The organism is Mesorhizobium sp. LCM 4576 (assembly GCF_001854815.1).
Lineage (GTDB): Bacteria > Pseudomonadota > Alphaproteobacteria > Rhizobiales > Rhizobiaceae > Mesorhizobium > Mesorhizobium plurifarium.
Genome location: NZ_MDDT01000027.1, coordinates 93,281 through 120,041, shown reverse-complemented (window position 1 = coordinate 120,041; position 26,761 = coordinate 93,281). Strand labels below are relative to the sequence as shown.

Annotated in this window: 27 protein-coding genes and 1 riboswitch; of the genes, 15 read left to right on the top strand and 12 right to left on the bottom strand. The window is 64.4% G+C overall.

All coding sequences use genetic code 11. The annotated features are described in order from the left end of the window. Positions 1-4: 4 nt before the first annotated feature. The 4 genes from LCM4576_RS18585 to rpmB all read right to left on the bottom strand — a co-directional run bounded on the left by LCM4576_RS18585 (position 5) and on the right by rpmB (position 3,861). Positions 5-1,780 carry a polysaccharide biosynthesis protein GtrA gene (locus tag LCM4576_RS18585; RefSeq protein ID WP_071033689.1) on the bottom strand — a complete coding sequence of 592 codons (1,776 nt, stop codon included), beginning with the start codon at positions 1,778-1,780 and terminating at the stop codon, positions 5-7. 190 nt (positions 1,781-1,970) lie between these two features. Further along, positions 1,971-2,645 (bottom strand): hypothetical protein, encoded by a 675-nt coding sequence (locus tag LCM4576_RS18580; protein ID WP_071033687.1) that lies wholly within the window; start codon positions 2,643-2,645, stop codon positions 1,971-1,973. A gap of 121 nt (positions 2,646-2,766) precedes the next feature. Then, the gene (locus tag LCM4576_RS18575; protein ID WP_071033685.1) at positions 2,767-3,453 is read right to left on the bottom strand and encodes a queuosine precursor transporter; all 687 of its coding nucleotides are present in this window, start codon (positions 3,451-3,453) and stop codon (positions 2,767-2,769) included. Between the two features lie 111 nt (positions 3,454-3,564). Then, positions 3,565-3,861 (bottom strand): 50S ribosomal protein L28, encoded by a 297-nt coding sequence (rpmB, locus tag LCM4576_RS18570; protein ID WP_040989302.1) that lies wholly within the window; start codon positions 3,859-3,861, stop codon positions 3,565-3,567. Between the two features lie 257 nt (positions 3,862-4,118). On the opposite strand from rpmB, the gene LCM4576_RS18565 reads away from it, so the two are divergent. From LCM4576_RS18565 to LCM4576_RS18555, 3 genes are read left to right on the top strand one after another with little or no spacing between them, the layout of a single operon-like run. Continuing rightward, entirely contained in the window at positions 4,119-4,910 is a 792-nt protein-coding gene (locus tag LCM4576_RS18565; RefSeq protein WP_071033683.1) for a DUF3108 domain-containing protein, read from the top strand. 32 nt (positions 4,911-4,942) lie between these two features. Then, the gene (locus tag LCM4576_RS18560) at positions 4,943-5,830 is read left to right on the top strand and encodes a DMT family transporter (protein WP_071033681.1); all 888 of its coding nucleotides are present in this window, start codon (positions 4,943-4,945) and stop codon (positions 5,828-5,830) included. Next, entirely contained in the window at positions 5,827-6,501 is a 675-nt protein-coding gene (locus tag LCM4576_RS18555; protein WP_071033679.1) for a lysoplasmalogenase family protein, read from the top strand. The genes LCM4576_RS18560 and LCM4576_RS18555 overlap by 4 nt, the downstream gene beginning before the upstream one ends. Here LCM4576_RS18555 and LCM4576_RS18550 read toward each other — a convergent pair. Further along, the gene (locus LCM4576_RS18550) at positions 6,498-6,932 is read right to left on the bottom strand and encodes a cupin domain-containing protein (protein ID WP_071033678.1); all 435 of its coding nucleotides are present in this window, start codon (positions 6,930-6,932) and stop codon (positions 6,498-6,500) included. The genes LCM4576_RS18555 and LCM4576_RS18550 overlap by 4 nt on opposite strands. A gap of 10 nt (positions 6,933-6,942) precedes the next feature. Further along, complete coding sequence (gloB, locus tag LCM4576_RS18545; RefSeq protein ID WP_071033740.1) at positions 6,943-7,710, bottom strand: hydroxyacylglutathione hydrolase; 768 nt, start codon at positions 7,708-7,710, stop codon at positions 6,943-6,945. 133 nt (positions 7,711-7,843) lie between these two features. Between gloB and LCM4576_RS18540 the strand changes: the two genes are divergently transcribed. Continuing rightward, complete coding sequence (locus LCM4576_RS18540; protein ID WP_071033676.1) at positions 7,844-8,620, top strand: class I SAM-dependent methyltransferase; 777 nt, start codon at positions 7,844-7,846, stop codon at positions 8,618-8,620. 116 nt (positions 8,621-8,736) lie between these two features. Continuing rightward, positions 8,737-10,578 (top strand): ABC transporter ATP-binding protein/permease, encoded by a 1,842-nt coding sequence (locus LCM4576_RS18535; protein ID WP_071033674.1) that lies wholly within the window; start codon positions 8,737-8,739, stop codon positions 10,576-10,578. A gap of 111 nt (positions 10,579-10,689) precedes the next feature. Here LCM4576_RS18535 and LCM4576_RS18530 read toward each other — a convergent pair whose 3' ends face one another. Next, positions 10,690-11,619 carry a glycosyltransferase family A protein gene (locus LCM4576_RS18530; protein ID WP_071033671.1) on the bottom strand — a complete coding sequence of 310 codons (930 nt, stop codon included), beginning with the start codon at positions 11,617-11,619 and terminating at the stop codon, positions 10,690-10,692. Between the two features lie 331 nt (positions 11,620-11,950). Here LCM4576_RS18530 and LCM4576_RS18525 point away from each other — a divergent pair, with 331 nt between their 5' ends. Further along, complete coding sequence (locus LCM4576_RS18525; RefSeq protein WP_071033739.1) at positions 11,951-12,271, top strand: DUF1330 domain-containing protein; 321 nt, start codon at positions 11,951-11,953, stop codon at positions 12,269-12,271. A 119-nt stretch (positions 12,272-12,390) separates the two neighbouring features. Here the strand turns inward: LCM4576_RS18525 and LCM4576_RS18520 are convergent, their stop codons facing one another. From LCM4576_RS18520 to LCM4576_RS18500, 5 genes are all read right to left on the bottom strand, one after another. Further along, positions 12,391-13,383 carry a glycosyltransferase family A protein gene (locus LCM4576_RS18520; protein ID WP_071033669.1) on the bottom strand — a complete coding sequence of 331 codons (993 nt, stop codon included), beginning with the start codon at positions 13,381-13,383 and terminating at the stop codon, positions 12,391-12,393. Between the two features lie 96 nt (positions 13,384-13,479). After that, positions 13,480-14,283: a Stf0 family sulfotransferase gene (locus LCM4576_RS18515; RefSeq protein ID WP_131803263.1), complete on the bottom strand. Its 804-nt coding sequence runs from the start codon at positions 14,281-14,283 to the stop codon at positions 13,480-13,482. After that, positions 14,232-14,846, bottom strand: coding sequence for a methionine biosynthesis protein MetW (metW, locus tag LCM4576_RS18510; protein WP_041011284.1), 615 nt, complete (start codon positions 14,844-14,846; stop codon positions 14,232-14,234). The genes LCM4576_RS18515 and metW overlap by 52 nt, the downstream gene beginning before the upstream one ends. A gap of 58 nt (positions 14,847-14,904) precedes the next feature. After that, on the bottom strand, positions 14,905-16,074 hold the full coding sequence (locus LCM4576_RS18505) for a homoserine O-acetyltransferase (RefSeq protein ID WP_071033665.1): 1,170 nt from the start codon (positions 16,072-16,074) through the stop codon (positions 14,905-14,907). Positions 16,075-16,171: 97 nt separating this feature from the next. Beyond that, positions 16,172-16,249: riboswitch (SAM riboswitch) on the bottom strand. Positions 16,250-16,368: 119 nt separating this feature from the next. Continuing rightward, positions 16,369-17,223 (bottom strand): AraC family transcriptional regulator, encoded by an 855-nt coding sequence (locus LCM4576_RS18500; RefSeq protein ID WP_071033663.1) that lies wholly within the window; start codon positions 17,221-17,223, stop codon positions 16,369-16,371. A 189-nt stretch (positions 17,224-17,412) separates the two neighbouring features. Between LCM4576_RS18500 and LCM4576_RS18495 the strand changes: the two genes are divergently transcribed. From LCM4576_RS18495 to LCM4576_RS18455, 9 genes are all read left to right on the top strand, one after another. Next, positions 17,413-18,168 carry a phytanoyl-CoA dioxygenase family protein gene (locus LCM4576_RS18495; protein WP_244510838.1) on the top strand — a complete coding sequence of 252 codons (756 nt, stop codon included), beginning with the start codon at positions 17,413-17,415 and terminating at the stop codon, positions 18,166-18,168. A gap of 134 nt (positions 18,169-18,302) precedes the next feature. Continuing rightward, positions 18,303-19,325, top strand: coding sequence for an ABC transporter permease (locus tag LCM4576_RS18490; RefSeq protein ID WP_071033659.1), 1,023 nt, complete (start codon positions 18,303-18,305; stop codon positions 19,323-19,325). A gap of 151 nt (positions 19,326-19,476) precedes the next feature. Next, positions 19,477-20,445, top strand: coding sequence for a sugar ABC transporter substrate-binding protein (locus LCM4576_RS18485; RefSeq protein ID WP_071033657.1), 969 nt, complete (start codon positions 19,477-19,479; stop codon positions 20,443-20,445). 59 nt (positions 20,446-20,504) lie between these two features. Next, complete coding sequence (locus tag LCM4576_RS18480; protein WP_071033655.1) at positions 20,505-22,022, top strand: sugar ABC transporter ATP-binding protein; 1,518 nt, start codon at positions 20,505-20,507, stop codon at positions 22,020-22,022. A 13-nt stretch (positions 22,023-22,035) separates the two neighbouring features. After that, positions 22,036-22,986, top strand: coding sequence for a ribokinase (gene rbsK, locus LCM4576_RS18475; RefSeq protein ID WP_244510837.1), 951 nt, complete (start codon positions 22,036-22,038; stop codon positions 22,984-22,986). Further along, a complete protein-coding gene (gene rbsD, locus LCM4576_RS18470; protein ID WP_071033651.1) occupies positions 22,983-23,444 on the top strand; it encodes a D-ribose pyranase in 462 nt (153 codons plus the stop codon). The genes rbsK and rbsD overlap by 4 nt, the downstream gene beginning before the upstream one ends. A 2-nt stretch (positions 23,445-23,446) precedes the next feature. After that, the gene (locus LCM4576_RS18465) at positions 23,447-24,277 is read left to right on the top strand and encodes a 3-methyl-2-oxobutanoate hydroxymethyltransferase (RefSeq protein ID WP_071033649.1); all 831 of its coding nucleotides are present in this window, start codon (positions 23,447-23,449) and stop codon (positions 24,275-24,277) included. 142 nt (positions 24,278-24,419) lie between these two features. Beyond that, entirely contained in the window at positions 24,420-25,523 is a 1,104-nt protein-coding gene (gene hisC, locus LCM4576_RS18460) for a histidinol-phosphate transaminase (RefSeq protein WP_071033647.1), read from the top strand. A gap of 6 nt (positions 25,524-25,529) precedes the next feature. Next, on the top strand, positions 25,530-26,465 hold the full coding sequence (locus LCM4576_RS18455; protein ID WP_198540266.1) for a prephenate/arogenate dehydrogenase family protein: 936 nt from the start codon (positions 25,530-25,532) through the stop codon (positions 26,463-26,465). The last annotated feature ends 296 nt before the right edge of the window (positions 26,466-26,761 follow it).

Below are 26,761 nucleotides of genomic sequence, written 5' to 3'. Positions count from 1 at the left end.
ATATTCAGCGGACCTTGTAGATCTCGATCGGCTTTCCCGCGGTAGACTGGTCCAATTCGAGCCATGTCGGCAGGTCGCCCCGCAGCAACGCCGCGGCAAGGCCATTCGGCGCGTCCAGGCCCAGCGATATCTCTTCYGTGTTGCCGCGGCARATCGCGATCAGCCCGACATGCTCGYGCTCGATGACGGCGCGGGCGGCGTCCGGGCCCCCCATGAACGCGTCGAGCATCGCCAGATTGCCGCCGACATTGCGGTGATAAGGGCCGGCCAGCGCCCGGTGGTGGGTGAACACCAATATTCCCGAGCCGAGATTGGACGAGGCAAGCACCGTCGTCGCCGGCATGGCGGCAAGATCGCGGAAGTCGCCGGGTTTGCCGCAAGTCACGGCATGGTCGGGATCGGAATTGATCCGCTGCGGCGCCTTCTGGACCATGGATTGCGCCGCCACCGCGACCCCGGCCCAGGTCGCATTGAGCGAGACCAGCCACGCCATGACGATGCCGGCGGAAAGGCGCCATGAGGGTGCCGTGTCCGCCCRCAGGCGGGTTTTCGCGATCCAGGCCGAGAGCGGCAGCACGGCGAAGGCGACGGAGAAGGTCGAGCCGCGCACCTGCCAGAGGCTGACGACAAAGGCGACGACAAGCAGGATGGCGGCGAGAATTTCCTCGCGGCGCAGGCCACGGCTCCGCAACTGAAAGCCGATCAGCAGGRTCGCGATGAAGGGCGTCACGTAGCGCGCCGCCATCAGCTTCGGCTGGTGGATGGCGACGCTCCAGAAGGGCTGCGCTTCAACCACGTCGGCCAGCCAATAGGTGCGGATGCGCTCGTCCATGTCCGCATAGGGCGAGGACAGGCATTGCGGGAAGAACACAATCACGGCGGCCGCGATCACCGCTGCAAGYGCCAGCATCGAAACCAGCCGCGCCCGAACTGTCGAGGCGGTCAATGCAGTGGCGATCGCGAGACCGAAGYCGGAAAGCGCCGCAACCCCGAACTGGAAGGATGAGAAGGCGTCGCATTGGGCCACGCCCCAGTCGGCCGGCCGGACGGTCGCCACGAAGACCAGGGAGGCGATGCCGGCAAACCCAAGGCCAAAACCCCACGCCGTGATGCRCTCCTTGCCGTCGAGGATGAACAGGACCGCGGCGCAGATGCCGAGCACCGCCACATAGGRAGCGGTCTCCATGCCGACAGCTAGCGTAAGGCCCGCGCAAATGCCTGACAGAAGGGCAGCAGGCCGCCAGGAGGGYGCCTCCATCAGAAACCAAAGACTGGCCGCCGTCAGCAGCAGCTGGACATTGTGGTGATCGAYCACGCCCGGGCTGTAGATCACCAGGAAGAAGAGCCCCGCCGTCGACAGGATGACCGCCGGCATCGCGACGTTCGTGGCGGCGAAGCGCTGCGAGGCGCGCATCAGCACGAATATGGTCAACCCGTAGAGCAGGGTCGGCCAGATGATCTGCRCAGCGCGTTCGGCGGTGGCGGGGCTGGCGCCCAGCGCATCGAAGGCCATGATGATCAGCGCGAGTGGCGTGTCGATCAGCCGCGACCAGTGCATGACGAAGCCGCCCGAGGTGCCCATCCTGTATTGATGGAGATCGAACCAGCTTTGGCCGCCGAGCAGGTCGCGGACCTCGACCAGCCGCAGCATGCTGTCATTGTCGGCGCCATAATTCGCAAGCGTGGGGAAGCCGGAAACGGCATTGATCGTCAGCGCCACCAGCGTGGCGCACAACGCGAGCACGAGATCGTTTTTCCAACCGGTGCCTTGCACGGTCATGCTGGTTGCTATGCCTTAGAGCAATTCCAGGAAAAGTGTGACACGGTTTTCCGTCAGGAATTGCGTCAAAACAGAGAGATAGGGTGGTTCGCCGCTTCCGTGAAACGGCGAACCACTCTGGAGATTTTTCGCCATCCTGCATCATCGGCCGTAACAAAGCGTAAAGCCGCCGCGGCTGTGGCTGAAAGCGTCAGGGCCGGTTGGTCGCAACCCAGATGACGTGGCGGGCGCCGCGCTTGCCGTTGGCCCGGGTGTTGATCTCCTCGACCGAGAAGCCGGCCTGCTTCAGCCGCCGGGTGAAGCCGCTGTCCGGCCCTTGCGACCAGACCGCCAGGACGCCGCCGGGCGTCAGGGCGGCGCGCGCGGCCGCGAGACCGGCCGCGCCATAGAGCGTGTCATTGCCCTTGTAGACGATGCCTTCGGGGCCGTTGTCGACGTCGAGCAGGATGGCGTCCCAGGCGCCTTTGTCTGCCCTTATCAGTTGGCCGACATCGACTTCCTGAATCGTGACGCGGGGGTCGTCGAGGCAGCCGTCGAAGATTTTAGCCATCGGGCCGCGCGCCCAGGCGACGACAGCAGGGACAAGTTCGGCGACGGTGACGGCGGCGTCGCGATCGACCGCGGCGAGGGCGGCTCGCAAGGTGAAGCCCATGCCGAGCCCGCCAATGAGGAGCCTCGGCCGCTTGCGGCCGGYGATCCGCTCGCAGGAAAGCCTGGCGAGAGCCTCCTCGGAGCCGCTGAGGCGACTGTTCATCAGCTCGTTGGCGCCGAGCATGATGGAGAATTCATCGCCGCGCTGCTTCAGGCGTAGTTCCTGGCCGCCATCGGGCGTGCGGGCGGAATCAAGCTGAACCCAGGGGATCATGCTCTCTCTTTTTGTTTGAGCATGATCTTTTCCAAAAACCGGATCCCACTTTTTGGGATCATGCTCTCTCTTTCCGTTTGGAGCATGATCTTTTCCAAAAACCGAGTCCCACTTTTTGGGATCATGCTCCGGCCGCGACCRCCGGCTGGCTCCAGCGCGCGGCGAGCAGCCGGTAGGGGATCAGCGCCACGACGGCGATGATCAGCTTGACCGAAAGGTCGCCGAGCRCCCAGGACACCCAGCGCATCGTCTCGACCGGCAGTATGCCCATCAGCGGCGCGGTCTCCAGCGCAAAGCTGTCATTAGGGCCGGCAAAAGCGAAGGCGGCGGAAAAGGCGACGCCGAAGAAGACGATGGTGTCGAACACCGAGCCGACCAGCGTGCCGACGATCGGGGCCCGCCACCAGCTCTGCCGGCGCAGCCGGTTGAAGACGGTGACATCGAGCAATTGCGCGGTGAGGAAGGCGGCGCCGGAAGCGGCGGCGATGCGCACCAGCCGGTCGGCGGCGGTCTCGAACGCGATCAGGCCGTGGCGGAAGAGGAAKGGCGGGATCAGGATCGAGCAGGTCACCGCCGTCATGAAGCCGACGAACACCACCTTGCGCGCCACGGCCGGGCCATAGCGGCGGTTGGCGAGGTCGGTGACCAGGAAGGAGAAAGGATAGGTGAAGGCGCCCCAGGTCAGCACGTCGGCGAGCGCCAGGCCGCCGATCTCGCCCTGCATCGGGAACTGCACGAGAATATTCGACGCCACGACGACAAGCGCCATGGCGGCCACGAAGGGCAGGTATCGCGTCAGGAAGTTCATTTTTTTATCCTGGGTAATGGAACCAGCGGAGCGTCATGCCGACGCTCGCTCTTATTCCGAGCACCGGTCTGGCCGGTGCTCGAGGCGGTCGTCCCCCGCCTGAAAGCTGCTTTAAGCCGCCGACTGCTCGGCCAGCTTCTTGGCGATCTGCTTCTTGAGCAGGCGCGCGCGCTGCGACAGTTCCTTGACGTCGGCCTTGACCAGGAAGGCGTCGAGGCCGCCGCGGTGCTCGACCGAACGCAGGGCGTTGGCCGAAATGCGCAGGCGAACGTTCTGGTTCAGCGCTTCGGAAATCAGCGTCACATTGACCAGGTTCGGCAGGAAGCGACGCTTGGTCTTGTTGTTGGCGTGGCTCACATTGTTGCCGGTCTGAACTGCCTTGGCAGTGAGTTCGCAGGTGCGGGACATTTGTCTAACCTTCAGTTTCTAAACCTGCCAAACCATTCTGCCCGCGCCAGGCGGCGCGCGGTCTCGGTCAGGCGGCCTTTGGAAAAGTTGGCGTTCCATAGTGGCATTTCACCATTGCGTCAAGCTCCGGCGCATCGCCGGCTGTCGGCCGCGCTCCATATAAAGGCCGGATTTCAAACTATAAGCCGTTCGCGAAGGGATATGCCAGGCTGGATCCTTTGCGTTCCGGCCGAACCGCCAGGGATTCGTCAGCCGCCATGGTCCGCTCGACTCACGCATTCGCCACCCTGCTTGCCCTTGCCGTGCCGGCAACAAGCTTCGCCGCCGCGCCGCCGCAATCCTTCAAGGGCGAATATACGGTGTCCTATCTCGRCCTTTCGATCGCCAGGGCGACTTTTTCCAGCCGCTACGAGGGCGATACCTACGCCATCAACGGCACCGTCTCCGCCGCCGGGCTCGGCAGGCTGTTCGACGATACGAAAGGCACGATTTCGTCGAAAGGCACCATTTCCGACAAGCGGATGACGCCGCAGGTGTTCAGGGCCGATTATACGTCCGGCAAGAAGGCCTCGATGGTCGACATACGCTTCAGCAATGGGGCAGTCACCTCCACGCAAGTCATTCCCGCGCCGAAGAAGCGCGATCCGAAGAACTGGGTGCCGATCGGCGACGGAGACCTGAAATCGGTGCTCGATCCGATGGCGGCGACCGTCATCCATGCCGACAGCCTGGACAAGGTCTGCGGGCGCACGGTCAAATTCTATGACGGCGAGATGCGCGCCGACCTGACCTTGACCTATGCGTCCAAGGGTTCGATCTCGGTGCCGGGCTACAAGGGCGACACGGTGACCTGCAAGATGGGCTTCGAGYCGGTGGCGGGCTATCGCAAGGGCCGCAAGGCGCTGAACTTCCTCAAGAACAAGAGTCGCATGCTGGTGACGTTTGCACCGGTCGGCCAATCCGGCGTATATGCGCCGATCCGCGCCACGGTCGGGACCCAGATMGGTCCATTGACCATCAGCGCCGGACGGTTCGAAGCGGTGAATTAGGTCAGGCGCCACCTCGCGCCGGCGGGGGAGATATGGYGCGCGCAACACTGATCGGGTTTTCGGCGGTCGCCATGTGGGCGCTGCTGGCGCTGCTCACCAATGCCTCGGGCCAGGTGCCGCCGTTCCTGCTGTCGGCCATCACCTTCGCCATCGGCACCTGCGTCGGGCTCGCCGCCCGACTGGTGATGYCGGCCGCCGACAGAAATCTGAAGATCCCTCGCCAAGTCTGGGTGATCGGCATAGCCGGCCTGTTCGGCTATCATTTCTTCTACTTCACGGCGCTGCGCAACGCGCCGGCGGTCGAGGCGAGCCTGATCGCCTATCTGTGGCCGCTGYTGATCGTGCTCGGCTCGGCGCTGATGCCGGGCGAGCGGCTCGCCTGGAACCATGTCGTCGGCGCGCTGCTCGGCCTTGCCGGCACGGTCCTGATCGTCACCAAGGGCGGCGGGCTGGCCTTCGACGCGCGTTACGCCTTCGGCTACGCGATGGCCGCCGTCTGCGCGCTTGTGTGGTCGTCCTATTCACTTCTGTCGCGGCGCTTCCCCTCGGTGCCGACCTCGATCGTCACCTGGTTCTGCGCGGCGACGTCGGTGCTGTCGCTGGTCTGCCATTTTCTGCTTGAGAAGACGGTGCTGCCGGACGGCCCCGGACAGTGGCTGGCCGTCGTGGGGCTCGGCCTGATGYCGGTGGGTGCTGCCTTCTATGCCTGGGACATCGGCGTCAAGCGCGGCAACATCCAGGTGCTAGGCGCCGCGAGCTATGCGGCGCCGCTGTTGTCGACGCTGGTGCTGATCGCTRCCGGCGTCGCCGAGCCGTCGTTGCGCATTCTCGCGGCCTGCGTGCTCATCACGGGGGGCGCCGCGCTCGCGGCAAAGTCGTTGCTGATGCGCAAGCCGGCGGCCAAAGAGGTCAACGCATGATGCCGTTCCCGGGCGGCATCGAGGCCAACGCCAACGCGACGCTTTTGTTTTCCTTTGTCGCGGCCGTGATCTACGCCTTTGCGCTCGACATGCCGCCGAAATGGACGCGCACGGCGGCGAAGACGCTTGCCGTGGCCTTGCTGGCCGTRCTTGCCGCCATGCAGGGCGGCCCGTTGCTGCTCGTCGCGGCGCTGGCACTCAGCGCGGCCGGCGATGCCTTTCTGTCGCGCGACGGCGAAAAGGCCTTTCTAGGCGGGCTGGCGAGYTTTCTCGCCGGCCACATCGCCTATGTCGCGCTGTTCGCGCAGGCAGGCGGCGGGCTCCAACTGCTGAGCGCCGAGTTCTGGCGGGACGCGATTGCTCTCGCCATGGCCGTGTTCAGCATCGTCATGCTTGCCGCGCTCTGGCGCCGCGTCGGCCCGCAACTGCGCATCCCGGTCGCGGTCTATGTCGCGGCCATCCTCGCTATGGGCATTTCGGCGCTCACCACGGACAAGGTCTGGGTGATTGCCGGCGCGGTGCTCTTCATCGCTTCGGACGGGCTCCTGGCAACCGAGCGCTTCCTGCTCGCGGCGATCTCGCCGCATCGCGTCTGGATGCGCCATGCGGTCTGGGTGCTTTACTATGCCGCCCAGCTGGCCATCACGCTGGGATTTCTTCTTCTCAGTTAGGCGATTTTCGGCTGCCAGCCCGGTTGGGCAAGCTCGAAGGCGGCGAAATCGAAGCCCGGCGCCACGGTGCAGCCGACCAGCGTCCATTCGCCGAGGCTGCGCGCCGATTRCCACCAGCCGGCCGGCACGACGATCTGCGGCCGCTCGCCGGCGGCGAGGGCCGTGCCCAGCACCTGCTCGATGACGGCGCCGGCGCCTTCCTCATGCATCGACACCGCCAGCGGCGCGCCGGCATAAAAGTGCCAGACCTCGGCCGCGTCCCTCACCCGGTGCCAGGCCGAGAGCTGGCCTTGCTCAAGCAGGAAATAGATCGCGGTCGAATGCCCGCGCGGGCCGCCCGCGGCGTCGCGAAAGGTCTCGGCATACCAGCCGCCTTCGGGATGCGGCTTTAAGCCTAGCGTTGCGATGATCTCGGCGGCGCTGGTGGTCATTCAAGCAGGCTCAAAAATTATCCTTGCGCTTGCGGATCTCGGCGAACACCTCGGCGTCCGAGGCTCTCTCCATGCCAAGATGCTTGCGGATCGACGGGTCATGCCCGCGCAGGAACGGGTTGGTCGACAATTCCTCGCCAATGGTCGTCGGCAGCGTCGGCTTGTTGGCGGCGCGCAGCGCTTCGATCCTGGCCGCGCGCTGCTTCAGCAGCGGATTGCCGGGGTCGACCGTCACCGCGAAGCGGGCATTGGCCAAAGTGTATTCGTGGCCGCAATAGATGGCGGTTTGCGCCGGCAGCGCCGCCAGCTTCTTCAGCGAGTCATACATCACCGGCGGCTTGCATTCGAACAGCCGGCCACAACCCAGCGCAAACAGCGTGTCGGCGGTGAAGGCCACCTTCGAGGCCGGCAGATGGTAGGAGACATGGCCGGCGGTATGACCGGGCGTCTCGATGACCTCGATCCTCTCCTCGCCGAGTCGCACGACCGAGCCTTGCTTCACGGTTTCGTCGATGCCGGGGATTTTCGCCTTCTCGGCCTCCGGGCCGACGATGCGCAATTTGAAGCGCTCCTTGAGCGCCAGATTGGCTTCGACATGATCGGCATGATGATGCGTGGTGAGGATCAATGTCGGCGTCCAGYCGGTGCGCTTGATCGCCGCCAGGATCGGCGCCTCTTCCGGCGCGTCGATGATCGCCGTCTCGCCGCTTTCCGGATCGTGGACCAGCACGCCGAAATTGTCGGTGCGGCACATGAACTGCTCGATTTCGACCGGCATCGCGTGTCTCCCTTTGTCGTCGCAGACATAGGGCGGGCGGGCRCCGATGTCATCCGGGTTTGTTGAACCTGGCGCGTTTGTCGACCGGGCGCCTTTGTTGAACTTGACAGGCTTCGCAGCTACCGTCCCGCGCATGCATTCGGATATTGTGGATCTGCGCTCCTTCTACTCGTCCACGCTCGGCCGCCTGGCCGAGCATTCGATCACCATGGCGTTGTCGTCGATATGGGCAACCGTGCCCAACGAGCGGTTGGTCGGCCTCGGCTACACGCTGCCCTGGCYGGAACGCTTCGGCACCGATGCCGAGYGCGTCTTCGCCTTCATGCCGGCGACGCAGGGCGCCGTGGTGTGGCCGGCGACCGGGCCGGYGGCGACGGCGCTGGTCTTCGACGAGGAACTGCCGCTGGTCGATGCATGCATCGATCGCGTGCTCCTGGTGCACTCTCTCGAACATGCCGAAAACCCGCGCGAGACGCTGAACGAGATCTGGCGCGTGCTGTCGCCAGCCGGCCGTGTGGTCATCGTCGTCCCCAACCGGCGCGGCGTGTGGGCGCGCTTCGAGCACACGCCCTTCGGCAACGGCCGACCRTTCTCGCGCGGCCAGCTGACCGAATTGCTGCGCGAGGCGAATTTTACGCCCGCGTCCTGGTCTGACGCGCTGTTTTTCCCTCCATCGCCGCGGCGTTTCATGATGCGGTTCCACAATGTGTTGGAGAAGGCCGGCCGGCGGTTCTGGCCGATCTTTTCCGGCGTCATCGTCGTCGAGGCGCAGAAGCGGCTCTATCAGGGCGTGCCCGTCGTGCAACGCGCCTCGCGTCGCGTCTTCGTGCCGGTCTTCTCGCCGCAAGGCGCGACGAGGCTGGGCCGGCATTCGACTGGCCGCGCGCCTGGCCAAGTGACGCGTTCGTGATCGCCGCCGCGCCTTGCAACGCGCAGCGATCATCACCCTATCTGAGGCGTGCCGGATCCKAGCATGCTTGCTTGGCGCGGCCATCATGACCGCCGCGGAAACCAGGAAGATCCTTCATGGACGWCCAGACCGATAAAAACCCGGGCCCGCAAAAACCCGCCGTCTCGGTCGAGGCAAGCAGCCTCGCCGACCAGGTGGCGACGATCAAGCTGGGGATAAAAACCTCGCCGGTGCGCGGGCAACTAGCCTGGGTCTCCATTGGCATCGTGGCGGTCATCGTCGCCACCGCGATCGGGCAGGTCCTGCTCAACCGCTGGAACCAGCCTTTCTATGACGCGCTGGCCCGGCGCGACATGGCCGACTTCCTGCACCAGCTTCTGGTCTTTGCGATGATCGCCGGCGGACTTCTGGTGCTCAACATCGGCCAGACCTGGCTCAATCAGATGATCCGTCTGAGGCTGCGCGAGGCGCTGACGCTCGATCTGATCGATCAATGGATGCGCCCGGCGCGGGCCTTCCGGCTGGCCAATGCCGGCGCCATCGRCGTCAATCCCGACCAGCGCATGCAGCAGGATGCCGCTCATCTGTCGGATCTGTCGACGGATCTCGGCGTCGGCCTGCTGCAGTCCTTCATCCTGCTCGTCTCCTTCATCGGAGTGCTGTGGGAGCTGTCTTCGGGCTTCGTCTTCCACATCGGCGGCTATTCACTGGCGATACCGGGCTACATGGTCTGGGCGGCCTTCCTCTATGCCGGCATCGCCTCGTGGCTGAGCTGGCTGGTCGGGCGTCCGCTTATCGGCCTCAACAGCGAGCGCTATACCCGCGAAGCGGAGCTGCGCTCCTCCATGGTGCGGGTCAACGAAAACGTCGACGCAATCGCGCTCTACCATGGCGAGCCCGACGCCCGGCGCCGCCTGGAGCTCGACCTCGGCACGGTGCTCGGCGCCATGCGGCGCATCTTCACCGCGCAGATCAACCTGGCCTGGGTGACCGACACCTATGGCTGGATAACGGTGGTGGCGCCCATTCTGGTGGCTTCGCCGGTCTATTTTTCCGGCGACATCTCGTTCGGCGGGCTGATGATGGCGGTCGGCGCCTTCAACCAGGTTCATTCGTCCCTGCGCTGGTTCATCAACAATATCGGCAGCATCGCCGACTGGCGCGCGACGCTGATGCGCGTGGCCGATTTCCGCATTGCGCTCACCGAGACCGATGCGCTGCATCACAAGGAAAAACGCATCCAGTTCGTTGAAAACGCCAATGGCAGCCTGACCTTCGACAGGCTCGAGGTGGCTTCGCCGGAAGGCTGCACCAGGYTTGCCCAGACCGATGTCGAAATCCACGCCGGCGAGCGCGTCATGATCACCGGCGAGCCGGGCGCCGGCAAGACATTGTTCTTTCGCRCCATTGCCGGCCTGTGGCCATGGGGAAGCGGCCGGATCGGCCTGCCGGCCGGCGAGACCCCCATCTTCGTGCCCCGCGTGCCCTATTTCCCGGCCGGCACGTTGCGCGAAGTCCTCGACCATCCGAACGGCGAGGCCCCGGCGAGCGATGCCGAGATCGCGGCGATGCTTGGCGAGGTCGGCCTCGATCGGCTGGCAACCGCCCTCGACCACCCCGGGCGGTGGGAACGTGAGCTCGGCGATGACGAACAACGGGTGCTGGCTTTCGCCAGGCTCGCCTTGCGCAAGCCGAAATGGGTAATCATGGACGAAGCGCTCGATGCGTTCGACGGCCCGACGCTGCGACGGGTGCTGGCCATGCTGCAGAAGCGTCTGCCCGAAACAGCGATCATCAATATCGGGCGCGGTCAGCACAACACCCAGTTTTTTCCGCGCTCGCTGAACATCGTCAAGGATTCCGGCGCGCCGGCGCTGAAACCCGCGCGCGTCAGGGCCGGCGCGATCGAACCGCCACCTGCGGCGCCGCGCCGCAAGAAGGAATCCACTGAAGCTTAAAGCGCGGCGCGATCTTTCAGATCCGGGCCATGCGCTTTAGGTTTTTGATTTTACGCATGTCTTCATCCCGAAACCGGTTCCCACTTTCGGGAGACATGCTTTAGAAGGCGGTCAAACCGCCCGGGCGCCRTATTTGGCGCGGAACTCGTCGTAGCAATYGCGCCGCCAGCGGCGGCCGACGACATAGCCGCGCAAGAGCTGCGGCAGCGAATAGCCGAGCGCCTTGGACGAGCGATTTGCGAGGTAGCCGGAAAAGGCCTGCTGCAGCCGGCCCTTCAACGTGTCGGCGATGATCTGGCGAGCGATCATATAGGGCGGGACATCGGGATAGCGGTCGGCGATGTAAGGGTGCTTGTCGATCAGGTTGGCATAGGCCGCGACATAGCCGTCGCGCCGGCCGGAGATCGAGTTCTCCGAATTGTACTTCTTCCAGTCTATGTCCTCGGACAGCAGGGCGCCGCTGCGGCGGGCGAAACGCAGCAGAAGCTCGCGATCCTGCATGCGCGTGATGTCGCTGTCGTAGCCGCCGATCGCGAGCAGCGATTCGTGCCTCGCGGTGATCGCCGAGCCGGCGATGAAGATAGTCTGCGAGACCAGAGCGCGCTGCAGCGTGCTTTTGTCCAGAAAGGCCGCGCGGTTGATGCATTTGGTGCTGCGGCTGCCCTTGAGCGAGACGAACGAACTGATGAGCACTTCGAGCGAAGGGTTCTGGTCGAAGCGCGCCAGCGTCCGCTCCAGCCGGTCCGGCAGATAGACGTCGTCCGAATCGAGGAACGTAACCACCGGCGCCCGCGCGCGCTCGATGCCCGCATTGCGCGCGGCGTTGGCGCCGCGCCATTTGGCGCCGACATAAATCAGCCTCGGGTCGCGGATTTCGGCGAGCGCGGCGGCCGTCCCGTCGGTCGAACCGTCGTCGACGACAATATGCTCGAATCGGGTAAGTGTCTGCGCCAGAACGCTTTCCACCGCGCGCACGACCTGGCTGCGCCGATTGTGGGTCGGCGTGATCACTGAGATCAGCGGAACATCCTGGCTCGACATCGGGCTGCCACCACCGGTCGAATCTAGCATTTGTCGGATGGGTCTGATGGCTATCTTCGCGTCCACCTTTGATTTGCGGCCGACGCTACAAAAAAGCCACCTTTGTGTMACGCCAGGCCAGCCGAGAAATCCCGAAACCGGCGGCTTTTCCGCAACATTGCGGTTTGATGGCAACACAATTGGCTTCTCCGTTGACTTGACGGTCCGTCAGCAAGGGGCGAGGAACGGCTTGTCCCGATGACGTCCGAGGTAATCGACCGAACTACCTGGTTCCCGCATGGTGATCTCCGCGAGGCCGGCCGATCGGCTTCGATCCATCAAGGAGCAGACCATGACCGCTTACGCAGCTGCCCATATGCGCCAAGTCACGCCGGGTCCCTGGATCGTCGAGTATCTTGAGAAGATAGATGCCACGCTGGCGCCGTTCGGCGGGCGTTTCATCGTCCATGGCGGYGATGTCGAGGTTGTCGAGAACAGCTGGCCCGGACACCTGATCGTCATCGAGTTCCCGGACAGGCAGCATGCGCGGGACTGGTACAATTCGCCGGCCTATCAGGCGATCCTTTCGCTGCGCACCGGGAATTCGTTGTCCGACGTGRTCTTCGTCGACGGCGTCGAGCATCCGCACAAGGCTACGGATGTACTTGGCTAGCAGAAACGGCGCCCATGTCCCGCGCAGGAAATCGGCGGGTCCTTCTGCGGTTCCGGAACTGGACTGAAAGCTAGGGCAGGCCGGCGAGCCAATCGTTACACGCTTTTGTCGAAATTGYTCTAACTATGCCCGACATAAGCGGGCACGATTTCGACCTCATCACGAACGAGCCCGGCAGCCAGGCTGAAATGGCCAAAAAACGCCAGCGTGTAAAACGCCAGGCCGACCGCTAGCGAAAACGGGATTTGCCAAAGCGGCATACCCGTTCTCGGCGCATGGCTTATGACGCGTCGTATCGTGCGCCACGACATGGTTCCCCAGCGGCTAAACGACTTGACAACTCGCTGGGCGCGGGTGGGGGAATGGAGCTCGACGAACTTTCTGTCGGCATCCCTGCCCGTCACCAGCGCGCGCCAATAGAAGAAGCGCCAGCCGCGTGGCGAGTAGTGGTGAACGCGCGCGTCCACATTGACTATTTTGTGGCCTTCGCTCCAAAGCTGATGCATCAGCAGCGTGCACGAGACCTTAAAGCCGTTCTGTGGTGGAAWTGGGTGGCTGGATATCCAGTCGTGGCGGAAGGCGACGTTGTTGGCATTGATAGCACGCTTCGAGGCGAACCTCCTGTCTCCCTCGGCCATGGGGAAGAACCAGATCAACGCGAAGGTTCGCGAAAAGAAGTCGTCATATGAAAGATAGGTGTGCCCATTCACACAGATGGTTTCAGGTTGGTCGATGAAGGGTTTCAGCAACGTTGAGAGCCAGTTCCTTTCCGGAACCGTGTCAGAATCCAGAAAAACAAGAATGCTTCCTTCGCTCGAAGGGATCCCGTTGTTCTTGAGGTCGTAGTATCTGCCGCCGGGACATGCTGCGAATGCCAGGTCAGCAACCTRCTCCAATTGTGGGGCTTCGGCTCCGATATGGCTTCGCAGCGAGACTGCGTCAGTCTCGAGGCCGCCATGCGAGATAATGACCTTCGGTCGCGCAAATCCGGTAGCGGAAACGTCGGCGATCTCACGCGCCAAGGCTTCCAACCCAAGGCCGATCTCGTCCCAGTCGATGGATTTGGCATTCTCCATCTCTATGACGATAGAATAGGTGGGGCGCTCCGCCATCGCGAGACAACCAGTTGATCAACTAGGGCTATAGCCCTGACGGCATGCTGTCAAACGATCGAGATGCAGTTCTACGCTACGAAATTGTTAAATGATCTATTTCCTTGTTCGGTATTCGAAGCTGGACGGGTCGGCATTTTCGGACAGGAAACGCTTTCGCCATTCTTCATTGAGTGCGTCGCGCTGGATTTCGAGACCTGACTGGAGCTCTGGGCCCCAGTTGGGCTCTACATCCACTAGCTGCGCCAGTTTCGTTAGGCTCCCCGCCGGATCACGCTGAACCTGCTCGTAGGTCAGGGAGAGGAAAGACAGGCCGTTCTTGGCGAACCAACCGCCCCATGCCGCGTTCTCCATCAAAAGTTTTTCCAGAGACTCTGCAATTGCCTGGCCGTTATAGCGTGGCGGTACATGACTGATTTCGGTGGATCGGAATTTGCGGGTTTGACGCGCACGTGCCCATGAGATCGCCTGGCCGAGCAGATCGTCACGGGTCAAGCGCACATAGCTCAAATTAGGAAGGCTCGCTGGCAAATTCACCTTCTTGGCAAGTTGTTTGAACTGACTCGCAAAGAGCTTGATCGCATAGACTCCGGTAGAGGATCGCCCTTCCGTCAGCGCACGCAAAAGCTGTGTGCGGGGATCTCGCGGGTAACCCGGTAACTCCAGCAGGCGTCGCCCGCCAAACCATTCCAACGGATGGCCCAGCCCGGCGGAAGCCRTCAATCCCGCGAGATGATTGCTGCCGCTGCGCGGTGACGTGCAGACGAGAATTCCCGCCCGTAGCTCGGGCAGAATGTTTGGTGGGATCTYCACCACAGCCGGTGACTGACGAAAGAAACGCATTCCCGTCATCGCTTCAACAAAAACACCGCCTGCTGGCCGAAGAAGTTCCAGAACCACCAGGGCATCGACAGGCCGATCTTCTGGCCGTTGGCGTCGAGCGCGGTCGCTTTCTCGACAGTCGCGCCAAGCTCGTCGCACAGGTTGACGAAGTCGCGGATGGTGCAGAAGTGGATGTTGGGCGTGTCGTACCAGGAATAGGGCAGGTCCTTGGTGACCGGCATCCTGCCCTTGATCAGCAGCGAGAAGCGCACGCGCCAATGGCCGAAATTGGGGAAGGAGACGATGGCGCGGTTGCCGATCCGAAGCAGCTCGTCGAGCACGACCTTCGGGTTGCGCGTCGCCTGCAGCGTCTGCGAGAGCACGACGAAGTCGAAGCCCTTGTCGGCGTAGAATTTCAGATCCGTGTCGGCGTCGCCCTGGATGACCGAGAGCCCGCGCGCCACGCATTCGTTGACGCCGCGCTGCGACAGTTCCAACCCGCGGCCGTCGACCTGCTTGGTTTCCTGCAACAGTTCCAGGAGCAGGCCGTCGCCGGAGCCGACATCGAGCACGCGCGAATTGGCCGGAATAAGATCGGCGACGACCTCCAGATCGACACGCTGGGCGCGATTGACGCTCATGGCCTCGCCTCCTGCATGGCGCATGATCCCGGTCCGAAAGGTCTGCGRCTCTTCGGGGTCATACGCTGAGCCCCCTCGCACGGGCAGCGGAGGCGATGAAGCCGTTGATGGCCGCGAACAGCTCCGGCTCGTCGAGCAGGAAGGCGTCATGGCCGCGATCGGTCTCGATCTCGACGAAGGAGACCGAAGCGCCCGCCGCGTTCAAGGCATGCACGATCGAGCGGCTCTCCTCGGTCGGGAACAGCCAGTCGCTGGTGAAGGAAACCAGGCAGAAGYGCGTCTTGGTGCCGGYGAAGGCATCGGCGAGGCGGCCGCCGTGATCGGCGGCAAGGTCGAAATAGTCCATCGCGCGGGTCAGATAGAGGTAGGAATTGGCGTCGAAGCGGTCGACGAAGGTCATGCCCTGGTGCCGCAGATAGCTCTCGATCTGGAAATCGGCGTCGAAGCCGAAGGTCAACGCCTCCCGATCCTGCAAATTGCGGCCGAACTTGCGGTGGAGCGCTGCTTCCGATAGATAGGTGATGTGGGCGGCCATACGCGCGACGGCCAGCCCCTTTTCCGGGCGCTTGCCAAAATCGAGATATTTGCCGCCATGCCAGTCCGGATCGGCCATGACGGCCTGCCGGCCGACCTCATGGAAGGCGATGTTCTGCGAGGAATGGCGGGCGCCGGTGGCGATCGGCAGGGCGCAGAACACGCGCTCCGGATAGCTTGCGGCCCATTCCAGCACCTGCATGCCACCCATCGAGCCGCCAAGCACGCAAAACAGCTTTTCGATGCCGAAATGATCGATGAGCATCGCCTGCGCGCGCACCATGTCGCGGATGGTGATGATCGGCAGGTCGAGCCCATAAGGCTTGCCGGTCGCCGGATTGATCGAGGCCGGGCCGGTCGAGCCGAGGCAGCCGCCGACGACGTTGGAGCAGATGACGAAGAAGCGGTTGGTATCGATGATCTTGCCGGGACCGATCAGCACCTCCCACCAGCCCGGCTTGCCGGTCACCGGATTGGTGTTGGCGACGTGCTGGTCCCCGGTCAGCGCGTGGCAGACGAGGATGGCGTTGGAGCGCGCATCGTTGAGCGTGCCGTAGGTCTGGTAGGCGATCTGGAAAGGCGAGAGCAGGGTGCCGGCGTCGAGCTTCAGCGGCTTGTCGGGCCCGAACCGCAGCACCGGGCTCGACGGATGGTCGACCTCGTCTTTGGTTCTTGCAGCGCGCTGAGCGGCCATGTCCGTCCTCGATCCTGTGCCGCAGCGGTTTCGTCCCGATGCGGTGTCCGGCCGGCCGCGGACAACAAAAAACCGGCATTGCCGTCGCAAAGCCGGTTACAGGTTGCAAACGGCCCTTTAGCGAGTTGTTTAACGTGGCTGCAAGCCGACCGGCCAAATCACCACGGAAGTCTGGCAGTCCTTCTAGGACCAGCGCCGCGCTTCGTCAACGGGTAGCGCGGCGCTCCAATCAGTTCACCGCACCTTGTCRCAGGTTCTTGCCGGAAGGCCATGCGACGCCTTCGCGGAACCTGCTCAGCGCTTCGATGCGACACCCAGTTCACTGCGCCGCCAGGCCGAAGGCGAAATGCCAACCGATCGCTTGAATTCGCGGCCGAAATGGTAGACGTCGCAAAAGCCGCATGTCTCGGCGATCTCGGCGATCGGCTGGTCGTCCTGCACCAGCAGTGACTGCGCGTGCATCAACCGCTCGCGCATCAGCCACTGATGCGGGCTGGTGCGAAGATGGCGCTGAAACATCCGCCGGGTCTGCGACGGCCCGAGCCCGGTGACGRCCGACAGGGCCGACGCGTTCCATGCAAAGCCGAGCGCCCCGCGCATCGCTTCGATACCGGAGGCGAGCGGTTTCGGCAGGTCGTCGCTGTCCGGTCCCGCCAACGCGCGATCGATCAGGAGCAGGAATTCGGCAACCAGTTGCGAAAGGCGCAGGTCGAGGCTGGCGTCGCGGCGGCGCAGCGCGGCAAACAGGCGCTCGAACCAAGGGACCGGATTTGCTCCCTCGGCGAAGATGGCGCGCGGCGCGCCGTCTCCGAACAGCTTGCGCCGCAGGATGGCGGGCTCCGGCCCGTCCAGCCTGAACCAAAGGACTGTCCAGGGATCCCGGGGATCGGCGGAATGGACGTGCGGCGCCTCGTTCGCCATCCAGACCAGTTGACCAGGCCCGACGTCGATCCTTTGCCCAAGCGTTTCGACATAGYCGGCGCCGGCCAGGCAGTAGAGGATGTCCTGTCCGGGATAGACGGCGCGTTCTATCCGATAATCGGGTCCGGCGGCGACCTTTCCGGCGCGCAGCACGCTGAACGCGGCGCGGGTCCAGGACGGAGCCGGCACATAATGAAAACTCTCGATGACGGACGTTCTTTTTTCCATGCGCGTTTTATACAAAAAATGCGTTCCCTTTGTCCATTTTGTTCCCTGGCGGATGGACTAATTTCTCCTAACGAGCCTGGGAATGCCGGCCGGAAACGGATCGGGACCGGGCCTTCAAAGAGGTTCAGGGGCGCCCCGCCGCATCGCGGGATGCTTTAGGGTTCCAGGGAGAGAATATTGATGCTCGCGATGACCAGACATGAAGCGGAACTTTACGCACGCGACGGCTACATCATTCGCCGTGGCCTGCTGAGCGTCGGTGAAGTCGCCAATTTCCGCGACCACGCCCRCAAGCAGCTCGAAGAGGAGCAGAGCAAGGGCGGCGTGATGTCCAAGGGCGACAAGGAAGGCAAGACCACGCTCTTGAAGATGTGGACCAAGGCCGAGGACGACAAATACGGCCTGCTGGCGCGCGACGAGCGGATGGTCGATCTGGCCGAGGACGCCGTCGGCAAGCCGATCTACCTCTACAGCCACAAGATGACCATGAAGCAGCCTAACGAAGGCGGCGCATGGGAATGGCACCAGGACTTCGGCTACTGGTACAATTACGGYTGTCTGGCGCCGGAAATGATGAGCATCTACGTCGCGCTCGACAAGGCGAYGCGTGAAAACGGCTGCCTTCAGGTGCTCAAGGGCACGCACAAGCTCGGCCRCCTCAACCACATCCGCGAAAACGAGCAGACCAATGTCGAGCAGGAGCATCTGGAAGCTRCCCTGAAGCGCTTCGAGCACGTCTATGTCGAGATGGAGGCGGGCGACGCCCTGGTCTTCGACGGCAACCTGCTGCACCGCTCGGACGCCAACCGCTCCGACACGTATCGCTGGGGCTACATCTGCTCCTACAACGCGGTCGAGAACGCGCCCTTCRAGAAGGTGCGCGAATACGGCAACTACGAACRATTGCGCAAGGTGCCTGCCGGGTCTTTCCAGCAGGCCTCCTGAGCAAGCACGACCGGGCACGAGCCCGGCTCTGAGGACATCGACCCGGGCTTGGGCCCAGGCCACGGATCGATGGGAAGATGAAGAACAGCGACGGACGGCTGCAGCCGTTGCGCCGCCGTCGAGGGAGGAATGGGATGGCCGATACGGTCAGGAGCGGCGCGCGCGCGGCAGCCGCAGGCCGGTTTGAATTGTCGCGACTCTTGCGGGTCCGTGAGGCTGGCGTGTTCATCGCGCTGGTCGTGATCTGCTTGTTCCTGACCTTCGCGACCGACGGCTTCCTCACCTCGCTGAACCTCTTGAACATCGGCCGCCAGGTCTCRCTGCTCGGGATCATGGYGGTCGGCATGACGTTCGTGCTGATCTCCGGCGAGGTGGATCTCTCCGTCRGATCGACCTACGCTTTTTCCGGGCTTGCCACCGGCATGCTGATCATCGCTGGCTGGGGGTTGTTGCCGGCACTCGCGGTCGGCCTCTTCACCGGCGTCGTCATCGGCATCATCAACGGCATCCTGTCGACCTACGGCCGCCTGCCCTCGCTCATCGCCACGCTCGGCATGCTCAGCATCGTCCGCGGCGCCGCGCTCATCCTGACCAACGGCCAGCCCGTCACCGTCAATGCGCGCAACGGCGCGCTTCCCGACGTTCTCGAGACCTTCAGCTTCATGGGGCAGGGCTATCTGTTCAGCATCATTCCGATGCAGCTCGTGTTCTTCGCCATCATCGCCGTGCTGGCTTGGCTGGTGCTTTCCTACTCGAATTTCGGTTTCAGGGTGTATGCCGTGGGCGGCAGCGCCAAGGCGGCGCGCGTGTCGGGCATTTCCGTCAACACCGTGAAGATCTGGGCCTTCGTGCTGATGGGGCTGCTGGCCGCCTTCGCCGGTATCCTCAGCCTCGCCTTCCTGCCGAGCGGACAGGCCGGCCGCACCGGCCTCKGGCTGGAGCTCGACGTCATTGCCGCGACCATTGTCGGCGGCGCCTCGCTGTCGGGCGGCGAAGGCACCATCCTTGGGACCATACTCGGCGTGCTGATCATCGGCGTGATGCGCAACGGCCTTGTGCTGATGGGCGTGTCGCCCTTCGTGCAGGAGCTGATGATCGGCCTCGTCATCATCATCGCCGTCGGTATCGACAAATGGACCACGCGACGCGCGGCCTAGAAGCGGATCCAGGTTTCAGGCCGCATCGACCTGATATCTGAATCCGGTTCTAAATCAAGGAGATAGAGCATGATGTCGTCCGAAGGCCGCTGCACACTTTTCGGCATCATATTCTAAGGGCAATCAAGCCAAACAAGAGGGAGGACTATCCATGAAAATCAGACACGTCATTCTCGCGGCGGCGCTCAGTCTGCTGCCGGCGCTCGCGCATGCCGAGGCCAAGCTCGCCGATTTCTCGCTCGCCGAGYGCATCAAGGCCAAGATCGCCGCCGGCCAGCCGCTCGACATCTACGTCTCCTACCATGACGTCTCGAACGAGTTCGCGCCGTTCATGAAGGCCGGCGTCCAGCGCGCGGCCACTTCGGACAAGGTCAACGTGCAGTTCATCGGCCCGGTCGGCRCCGACGCCGACGGCCAGATCAGTGAGATCGAGACGCTGATGGGCAAGATGGACGGCCTGGCGATTTCGTCGGTGTCGACCGACGCGCTGGCGCCGCTGATCGACAAGGTGATCGCCGCCGGCATCCCGGTCGTCACCTTCAACACCGACAATCCCGAAAGCAAGCGCCTGGCTTTCGCCGGCCAGGACCTCGTGCAGTCGGGCCGCGAGGCCGGCAAGCTGATGGCCAAGGTCCTCGGCGGCAAGGGCAAGGTGATGATCACCACCATCGACGCCRCCGCCCAGTGGTCGCTCGACCGTGAGAAAGGCGCGCGCGAGGCGCTGAAGGCCGAGYCCGGCATCGAGGTGGTCAGCACGCTGAACACCGGCACCGATCCGCAGAAGATCTATTCGGCGATCGAGAACGCCATGCTGGCGAACCCGTCGATCTCCGGCGTCCTGTCGCTGGAATGCTGCTCCACTCCCGCCGCCGGCACCTGGGTCGAGCGCAACAAGGCGGCCGACAAGGTGAAGGTGGTCGGCTTCGACCTGCTCGACCAGACCGTGCAGCTCGTGCAGAGCGGCGACGTGCAGGCCACGATCGACCAGGCTCCGGAAAAGCAGGGCTTCGCCGCGGTCGACCTCCTCGTCCAGTTCCTCAAGGGGCAGGCGATCGAGAACCTCGACACCGGCGTCGGCGTCTACACCAAGGAGAACATCGCCGAGGTGGCCAAGAAGTAACAACGCCAGCGTGACGGACCGGCGGGCCGCAGGTTCCGCCGGCCCGTCGAGCCAGCTCGATGACGGCCGCCCCATCCCTCGCAAACATCGTCGAGATCGCCGGAGTAACCAAGCGGTTCCCCGGCGTGCTCGCGCTTGACCGTATCTCCGTCGGCTTCCGGGCCGGCGAGGTTCACGCCGTGATCGGCGAGAACGGCGCCGGCAAGTCGACCCTGATGAACATCCTGGCCGGGGACCTGCGCCCCGACGGCGGCAAGCTGCTGGTCGACGGCCGGGAGGTGAAACTATCCTCTCCGCTCGACAGCCGCGCCCACGGCATCACCGTCGTCTATCAGGAGCTGGCGCTCTGCCCGACGATGAGCGTGGCCGAAAACATCATGATGTCGGACATGGCGGCGTGCTCGGCCGTTTCGCTGCTGCCGCGCGACATGATGCGGCGCAAGGCGCGCGACGCGCTCACCCGGCTCGGCATGGGCGGCCTCGACCCCGACACCAAGGTCGGCCGCCTGTCGGTCGCCGAGATGYAACTGGTCGAGATCGCCGGCGCCATCCGCCAGAACGCCCGCGTGCTCGTGCTGGACGAGCCGAACTCGGCGCTTTCCAAACGCGAAAGCGAAAGGCTGTTCGAGGTCGTCAGGCAGCTTCGCGCCGAGGGCGTGACCGTCATCTACGTATCGCACCATCTGCGCGAGGTGCTGGATATCGCCGACCGCGTCACGGTGATGCGCGACGGCCGCACGATCGTGACGATGGACAATGAGGGCCTGTCCGAGGACCAGCTCATCCGGGCCATGGTCGGCCGCGACCTTGACGCCGCCCTGCAATGGTCGCTTCAGGCCGAACCCAGGCCTGAAGGCGAGGACGCCGTGCTGAAGGTCGAGAACCTCGAGGCGGCGGGGCTGGAGGATGTTTCCTTCAGCGTGCGCGCCGGCGAGATACTCGGCATCGGCGGGCTTCCCGATTCCGGCAAGGACGCGCTTGGCGACGCGCTTTTCGGGCTCTGCGCCCGGCGCGRCAAGGTCACGATCGACGGCAAGGACCTGCGCGGCGCCGATCCGCTCGCCGCGATCCGCCTCGGCATGTCCTTCGTTCCGGCCGACCGGCGCGGTTCCGGCGGCCTTCTGCGGATGAGCGTGGCCGACAATGTCGTCTCCGCCTCGCTGCCGCGCTTTTCGCTGGCCGGCTTCGTGCGGCGCGGCGCGGTGAAACGCGAGGCCCGCGCCCAGGTCGCGCGGCTCGATGCGCGGATTTCACATCTCGGCCAGAAGCTGGGAACGCTTTCGGGCGGCAACCAGCAGAAGATCATCCTCGGCCGCAGTCTCGTCACCAATCCACGCGTGCTGGTGCTGCACGAGCCGACGCGCGGCATCGATGTCGGCGCCAAGGCGGAAATCTACTCGATCCTGCGCGGCATCGCCGGCGAAGGCATGGCGATCGTCATGATCTCCTCGGAGATACCGGAGTTGATCATGAATGCAGAACGCGTGCTTGTGCTGCGCGACGGCCGCGTGTCGGGCGACCTCACCGGCCAGGCTATCAACGAGACGGCGATCCTCGCGCGCGCCATGACATCCTGAAACGGGAATGCGGATGACCAAGCCAAAGATAACCATCGTCGGCAGCTTCGCGGTCGGGCTGACCATGCGGGCGCCCAAGCTGCCGATTTTCGGCGAAACCATGCTCGGCACCGATTTCGACATGGGTCCGGGCGGCAAGGGGTCCAACCAGGCCGTCGCGACGGCGCGCCTGGGCGCGTCGTCGTCGCTGCTCGCCATCCTCGGCACCGACAAGCTCGCCAGCATCGCCACCGACCTCTATGCGGCCGAAGGCGTCGACACCAGCCTTGTGACCACGCGAACGGAGCGGGCGACAGGCGTCGGCTTCATCATCCTCAACGACAAGGGCGAGAACTTCATCATCCTCGACATGGGCGCCAACGAGTTGATGGACGCGGCCACTGTCGACACGGCCGAGGCGCGCATCGCCGAGAGCGATGTCGTCATGACCGTGCTGGAGGTGCCGACGGCCGCCGCCACGCGGGCGATGGAGCTCGGCCGCAAGCATGGCGCAAGGACGATCCTCAACCCGGCGCCGGCGCGCCAGCTGCCCGATACGATCTTCGCCTGGGTCGACTACCTCACTCCGAATGAAAGCGAGCTGCGCATCCTGCTCGGCCTGCCAGCCGACGACCCAAGGTCTTCGCGCGAGCTTGCGCGGGAATTGCGGCGGCGCGGTGTGCGCAACGTCGTCGTCACCCTCGGCCGCAGCGGCGCGCTGATCCTGACCGACGAGATCGATATCATGGTGCCGGCGGTGCCGGTGGAGGTCACCGACACGACCGGCGCGGGCGACGCCTTCAATTCGGGCTTCGCCATGGCGCTCGCCGAAGGCCGCGATATCGTCGAGGCCGTGCGTTTCGGCGTCGTCTGCGGCGCGATCGCTTGCACCAGGCTCGGCGTTATTCCCGGCCTGCCCCAGCGCGCCCAGGCCGACGCGCTTTATGCCGAAGCCATGAAAACCGTATGGAAGGAGCAACCGTGAACCGCAACCGACTGCTTAACGCCGAACTCGCCCACGCCATCGCCTGCATGGGGCATGGCGACCTGATGATCGTCTGCGACGCGGGTTTCCCCATTCCTTCCAGCGCATGGCGCATCGACCTCGCGATTGCGCCCGACGTTCCCGATCTCGAGACCGTGCTGACGCCGATCGCGGCCAACCTGATCGCGGAACGCGTCGCCTATGCCGACACGCTGCCGGTGCACAACGCGCCGCTGCTTGCGAAGGTGAAGCGCCTGTTCCCGGACGCCGACCATGAAACCGTCAAGCACGAGGCCATCCTCAGCGAGATGGCGGCCAGGGCCAAGGTGATCGTGCGCACCGGCGCCTTCGACCCCTGGGGCAACATCCTGCTCTATTCCGGTGTCGACGTTCCGGCCTGGTTCTCCAAGCCTGGCGTTGTCGCTCCCGATTACTACGCCAAGAAGCTCAAGGGCTGAGTGTGCCGAGGATCTTCGATTTCGGCGGCCGCGAGGTCGAACGCAGCATCACCGTCGCCGGCCTGCGCGCATTGCGGCAGGCCGGCCGGCGCGTCGCCCAGGCGACAGCCGAGACGGCGGACGAGGCGGCCGCGGCCGAGGCGGCCGGCATCGAGATGGTGGTCTGCCGGGCCGCCAACGTCGCCCGCGTCCGCGAGGGGTCGCGCCGCGTCTTCGTGACGGCCGCGCTCGGTTTCGCCGACGCGGTGACCGGCGACGAAATCCTGCGCACCGCTTTTTCGGCGATCACGTCCGGGGCGGACGCGGTCATCACCGGCCGCGGCTTCGACACAGTGCGCATGCTGGCCAATGAACGGATACCCGTCATGRGCCATCTCGGTTTCGTGCCGCGCAAGTCGACCTGGGTCGGTAGCAWCCGGGCGGTCGGCAAGACCGCGGCCGAGGCGGTGGAGCTCTGGGACCAGTTCCGGCGCCTCGAGGATGCCGGCGCCTTTGCGGTCGAGTGCGAGATCATACCGGCAGCGCTGATGGCGGAAATCCACCGCCGCACCGCGCTGGTGACCGTGTCGCTCGGCTCGGGCGCCGAGGCGGACGTCATTTTCCTGTTCACGTCGGACATCTGCGGCGAGTCGGCTCGCCTCCCCCGACACGCGCGGGCCTGGGGCAAGCTGGCTGCGTTGCACCAGCAGGTACGCGACGCCCGGATCGACGCGCTCACGGCCTTCCGCAGGGAGGTCGACGGCGGCAGCTACCCCGGCAAGGCCGAGATCGCCGCCATTGCCGATGAAGAGCTGCAGGGGTTCCGCGCCGCCGTCGATTCGGCGAAGCAGTGACCGGCTCCTGAGGCGCCGCGCGATTTTCAAGGCCCCGATCCTCGCGAGCGGCCCGCTTACGCCAGGCGCCGGCACTCGACATTCCAGCCCGTGGCCTGTATTCCCGCTGCGGCCTTGAAGGCCTTCTCGACGGATTTGTGACATGAAGCAGGATCAGCCCCGTCCGACGCCCCGCGCGGGCATCATGGACATCGAGGCCTATGTGCCGGGAAAAAGCACGGCGCCGGCCGGCGTGACGAAAGTCTACAAGCTGTCGTCGAACGAAAATCCGCTGGGGCCCTCGCCGAAGGCGATCGAGGCCGCGCGCGAAGTGGCGGCGAAGCTCGACGTCTATCCCGACGGCACGGCGCGGCGGCTGCGCGAGGCGATCGCCGAGGTGCATGGTCTGAACCCGGCCAACATCATCTGCTCCAACGGCTCCGACGAAATCCTGGGGCTGCTGGCGCAGACCTATCTCGCGCCGGGCGACGAGGCCGTGTTCACCGAACACGCCTTCATGGTCTACAAGATCTACATCCAGGCGGCGGGTGCCAAGCCGGTGGCGGTGAAGGAAACCGACGAGCGCGCCGATGTCGACGCGATCCTCGCGGCCGTGACACCRGCGACACGCATCGTCTTCCTCGCCAACCCGAACAACCCGACCGGAACCTACGTGCCGTTCCAGGAGGTACGCCGGCTGCACGCGGCATTGCCGAAAAACGTCCTGCTGGTGCTCGACGCGGCCTATGCCGAATATGTCCGGCGCAACGACTACGAAGCCGGCATCGAGCTGGCCGGCAGCTCCGAGAACGTGGTGATGACCCGCACCTTCTCCAAGCTCGGCCTCGGCGGCGCCCGCATCGGCTGGATGTACGGGCCGGCGCATATCGTCGATGCCATCAACCGCATCCGCGGCCCGTTCAACGTCAATGCCACCGCGATCGAGGCCGGCATCGCCGCGATCCGCGACCGCGCCCATATCGAGCGCAGCGTGGCGCATAACGAGAAATGGCTGGCCTGGCTGAGCACCGAGCTGACCGGGCTCGGCCTGCGCGTCACGCCCAGCGTCGGCAATTTCGTGCTGATCCATTTTCCCGACGGCGAGAAGCATTCGGCGGCGGCCGCGGACGATTATCTGAGCGCGCGCGGCTATATCCTGCGGCGCGTCACCGGCTACGGCTTCCCCAACGCGCTGCGCATGAGCGTCGGCACCGAGGAAGCAAATCGCGGCGTCATCGATGCGCTCAAGACCTTCCTGAAAAGCTAGAACGCCATGGCATCACCGATGTTCGAGAAAATAGCGCTGGTCGGCATCGGCCTGATCGGCTCGTCGCTCGCCCGCGTCATCCGCCGCGAGGGGCTTGCCAGGCACATCGCCATCGCGACGCGCAGCGCTTCGACGCTGAAGCGCGCCGAGGAGCTCGGTCTCGGCGATTCCTACTCGACAGACGCCAGGGAAGCGGTGCGCGATGCCGACCTCGTCATCGTCTCGGTGCCGGTCGGCTCGTCCGGCGAGGTCGCGGCCGAGATCGCGCCGGCGCTGAAGAAAGGCGCCATCCTGACCGATGTCGGCTCGACCAAGGCCTCGGTGATCGCGCAGATGCAGCCGCATGTGCCGGCGGGCGTGCACTTCATCCCCGGCCATCCGCTGGCCGGCACGGAAAAGTCCGGGCCCGATGCCGGCTTCGCCGATCTCTTCGAGAACCGCTGGTGCATCTTCACGCCGCTGCCGGGCACCGATCCCGCCACGCTCGAGACGCTTTCGGAATTCTGGCGGCGCTGCGGCTCCAACATCGACACGATGGATCCGCAGCATCACGACATGACGCTCGCGATCGTTTCGCATCTGCCGCATATCATCGCCTACAACATCGTCGGCACGGCGGACGATCTGGAAGCGGTGACCAAGAGCGAGGTCATCAAATATTCCGCTTCCGGTTTCCGCGATTTCACCCGCCTTGCCGCCTCCGATCCGACCATGTGGCGGGACGTKTGCCTGCACAACAAGGACGCGATCCTGGAGATGCTGGCGCGTTTTTCGGAGGATCTCGCCTCGCTGCAACGCGCGATCCGCTGGGGCGACGGCGAGAAGCTGTTCGACCTCTTCACCCGCACGCGCGCCATCCGCCGCTCGATCATCGAGGCCGGCCAGGATATCGACGTGCCGGACTTTGGCCGCCAGGCCGTCGAGCATCCGGCCAAGTCGTAGGCTGGTTCCTTAATTTCTCGGCACCGGACTTTGACCGGTCGACTATGTCTGCATTGGCAGCCTTGGAGATTGGCTGAGGCCTCCCAACCTCGTCATTCTATGGCGGAGCAAGGAGCGAAGCGACGCAGCGCAGACCATAGAATCCATGCCGCGACTTGGAAGCGTTGCCGCGGTGCAGAATTCTGCTCCGTTGCACGCCTTGGCGAAGGTAGCGGCATGGATACCAGGGTCTTCGCGACGGAGCTTCGCTCCTGCTCCGCCCTGGAATGACGATCGCGATGGGCGTTTCGGCCAAT

Coding starts and splice junctions, on each gene's coding strand:
- rpmB (WP_040989302.1), bottom strand. CDS start 3,861: ATGTCCCGCACCTGCGAACTCACTGCCAAGGCAGTTCAGACCGGCAAC.
- metW (WP_041011284.1), bottom strand. CDS start 14,846: ATGAGCGTCAATCGCGCCCAGCGTGTCGATCTGGAGGTCGTCGCCGAT.
- rbsK (WP_244510837.1), top strand. CDS start 22,036: ATGACCAAGCCAAAGATAACCATCGTCGGCAGCTTCGCGGTCGGGCTG.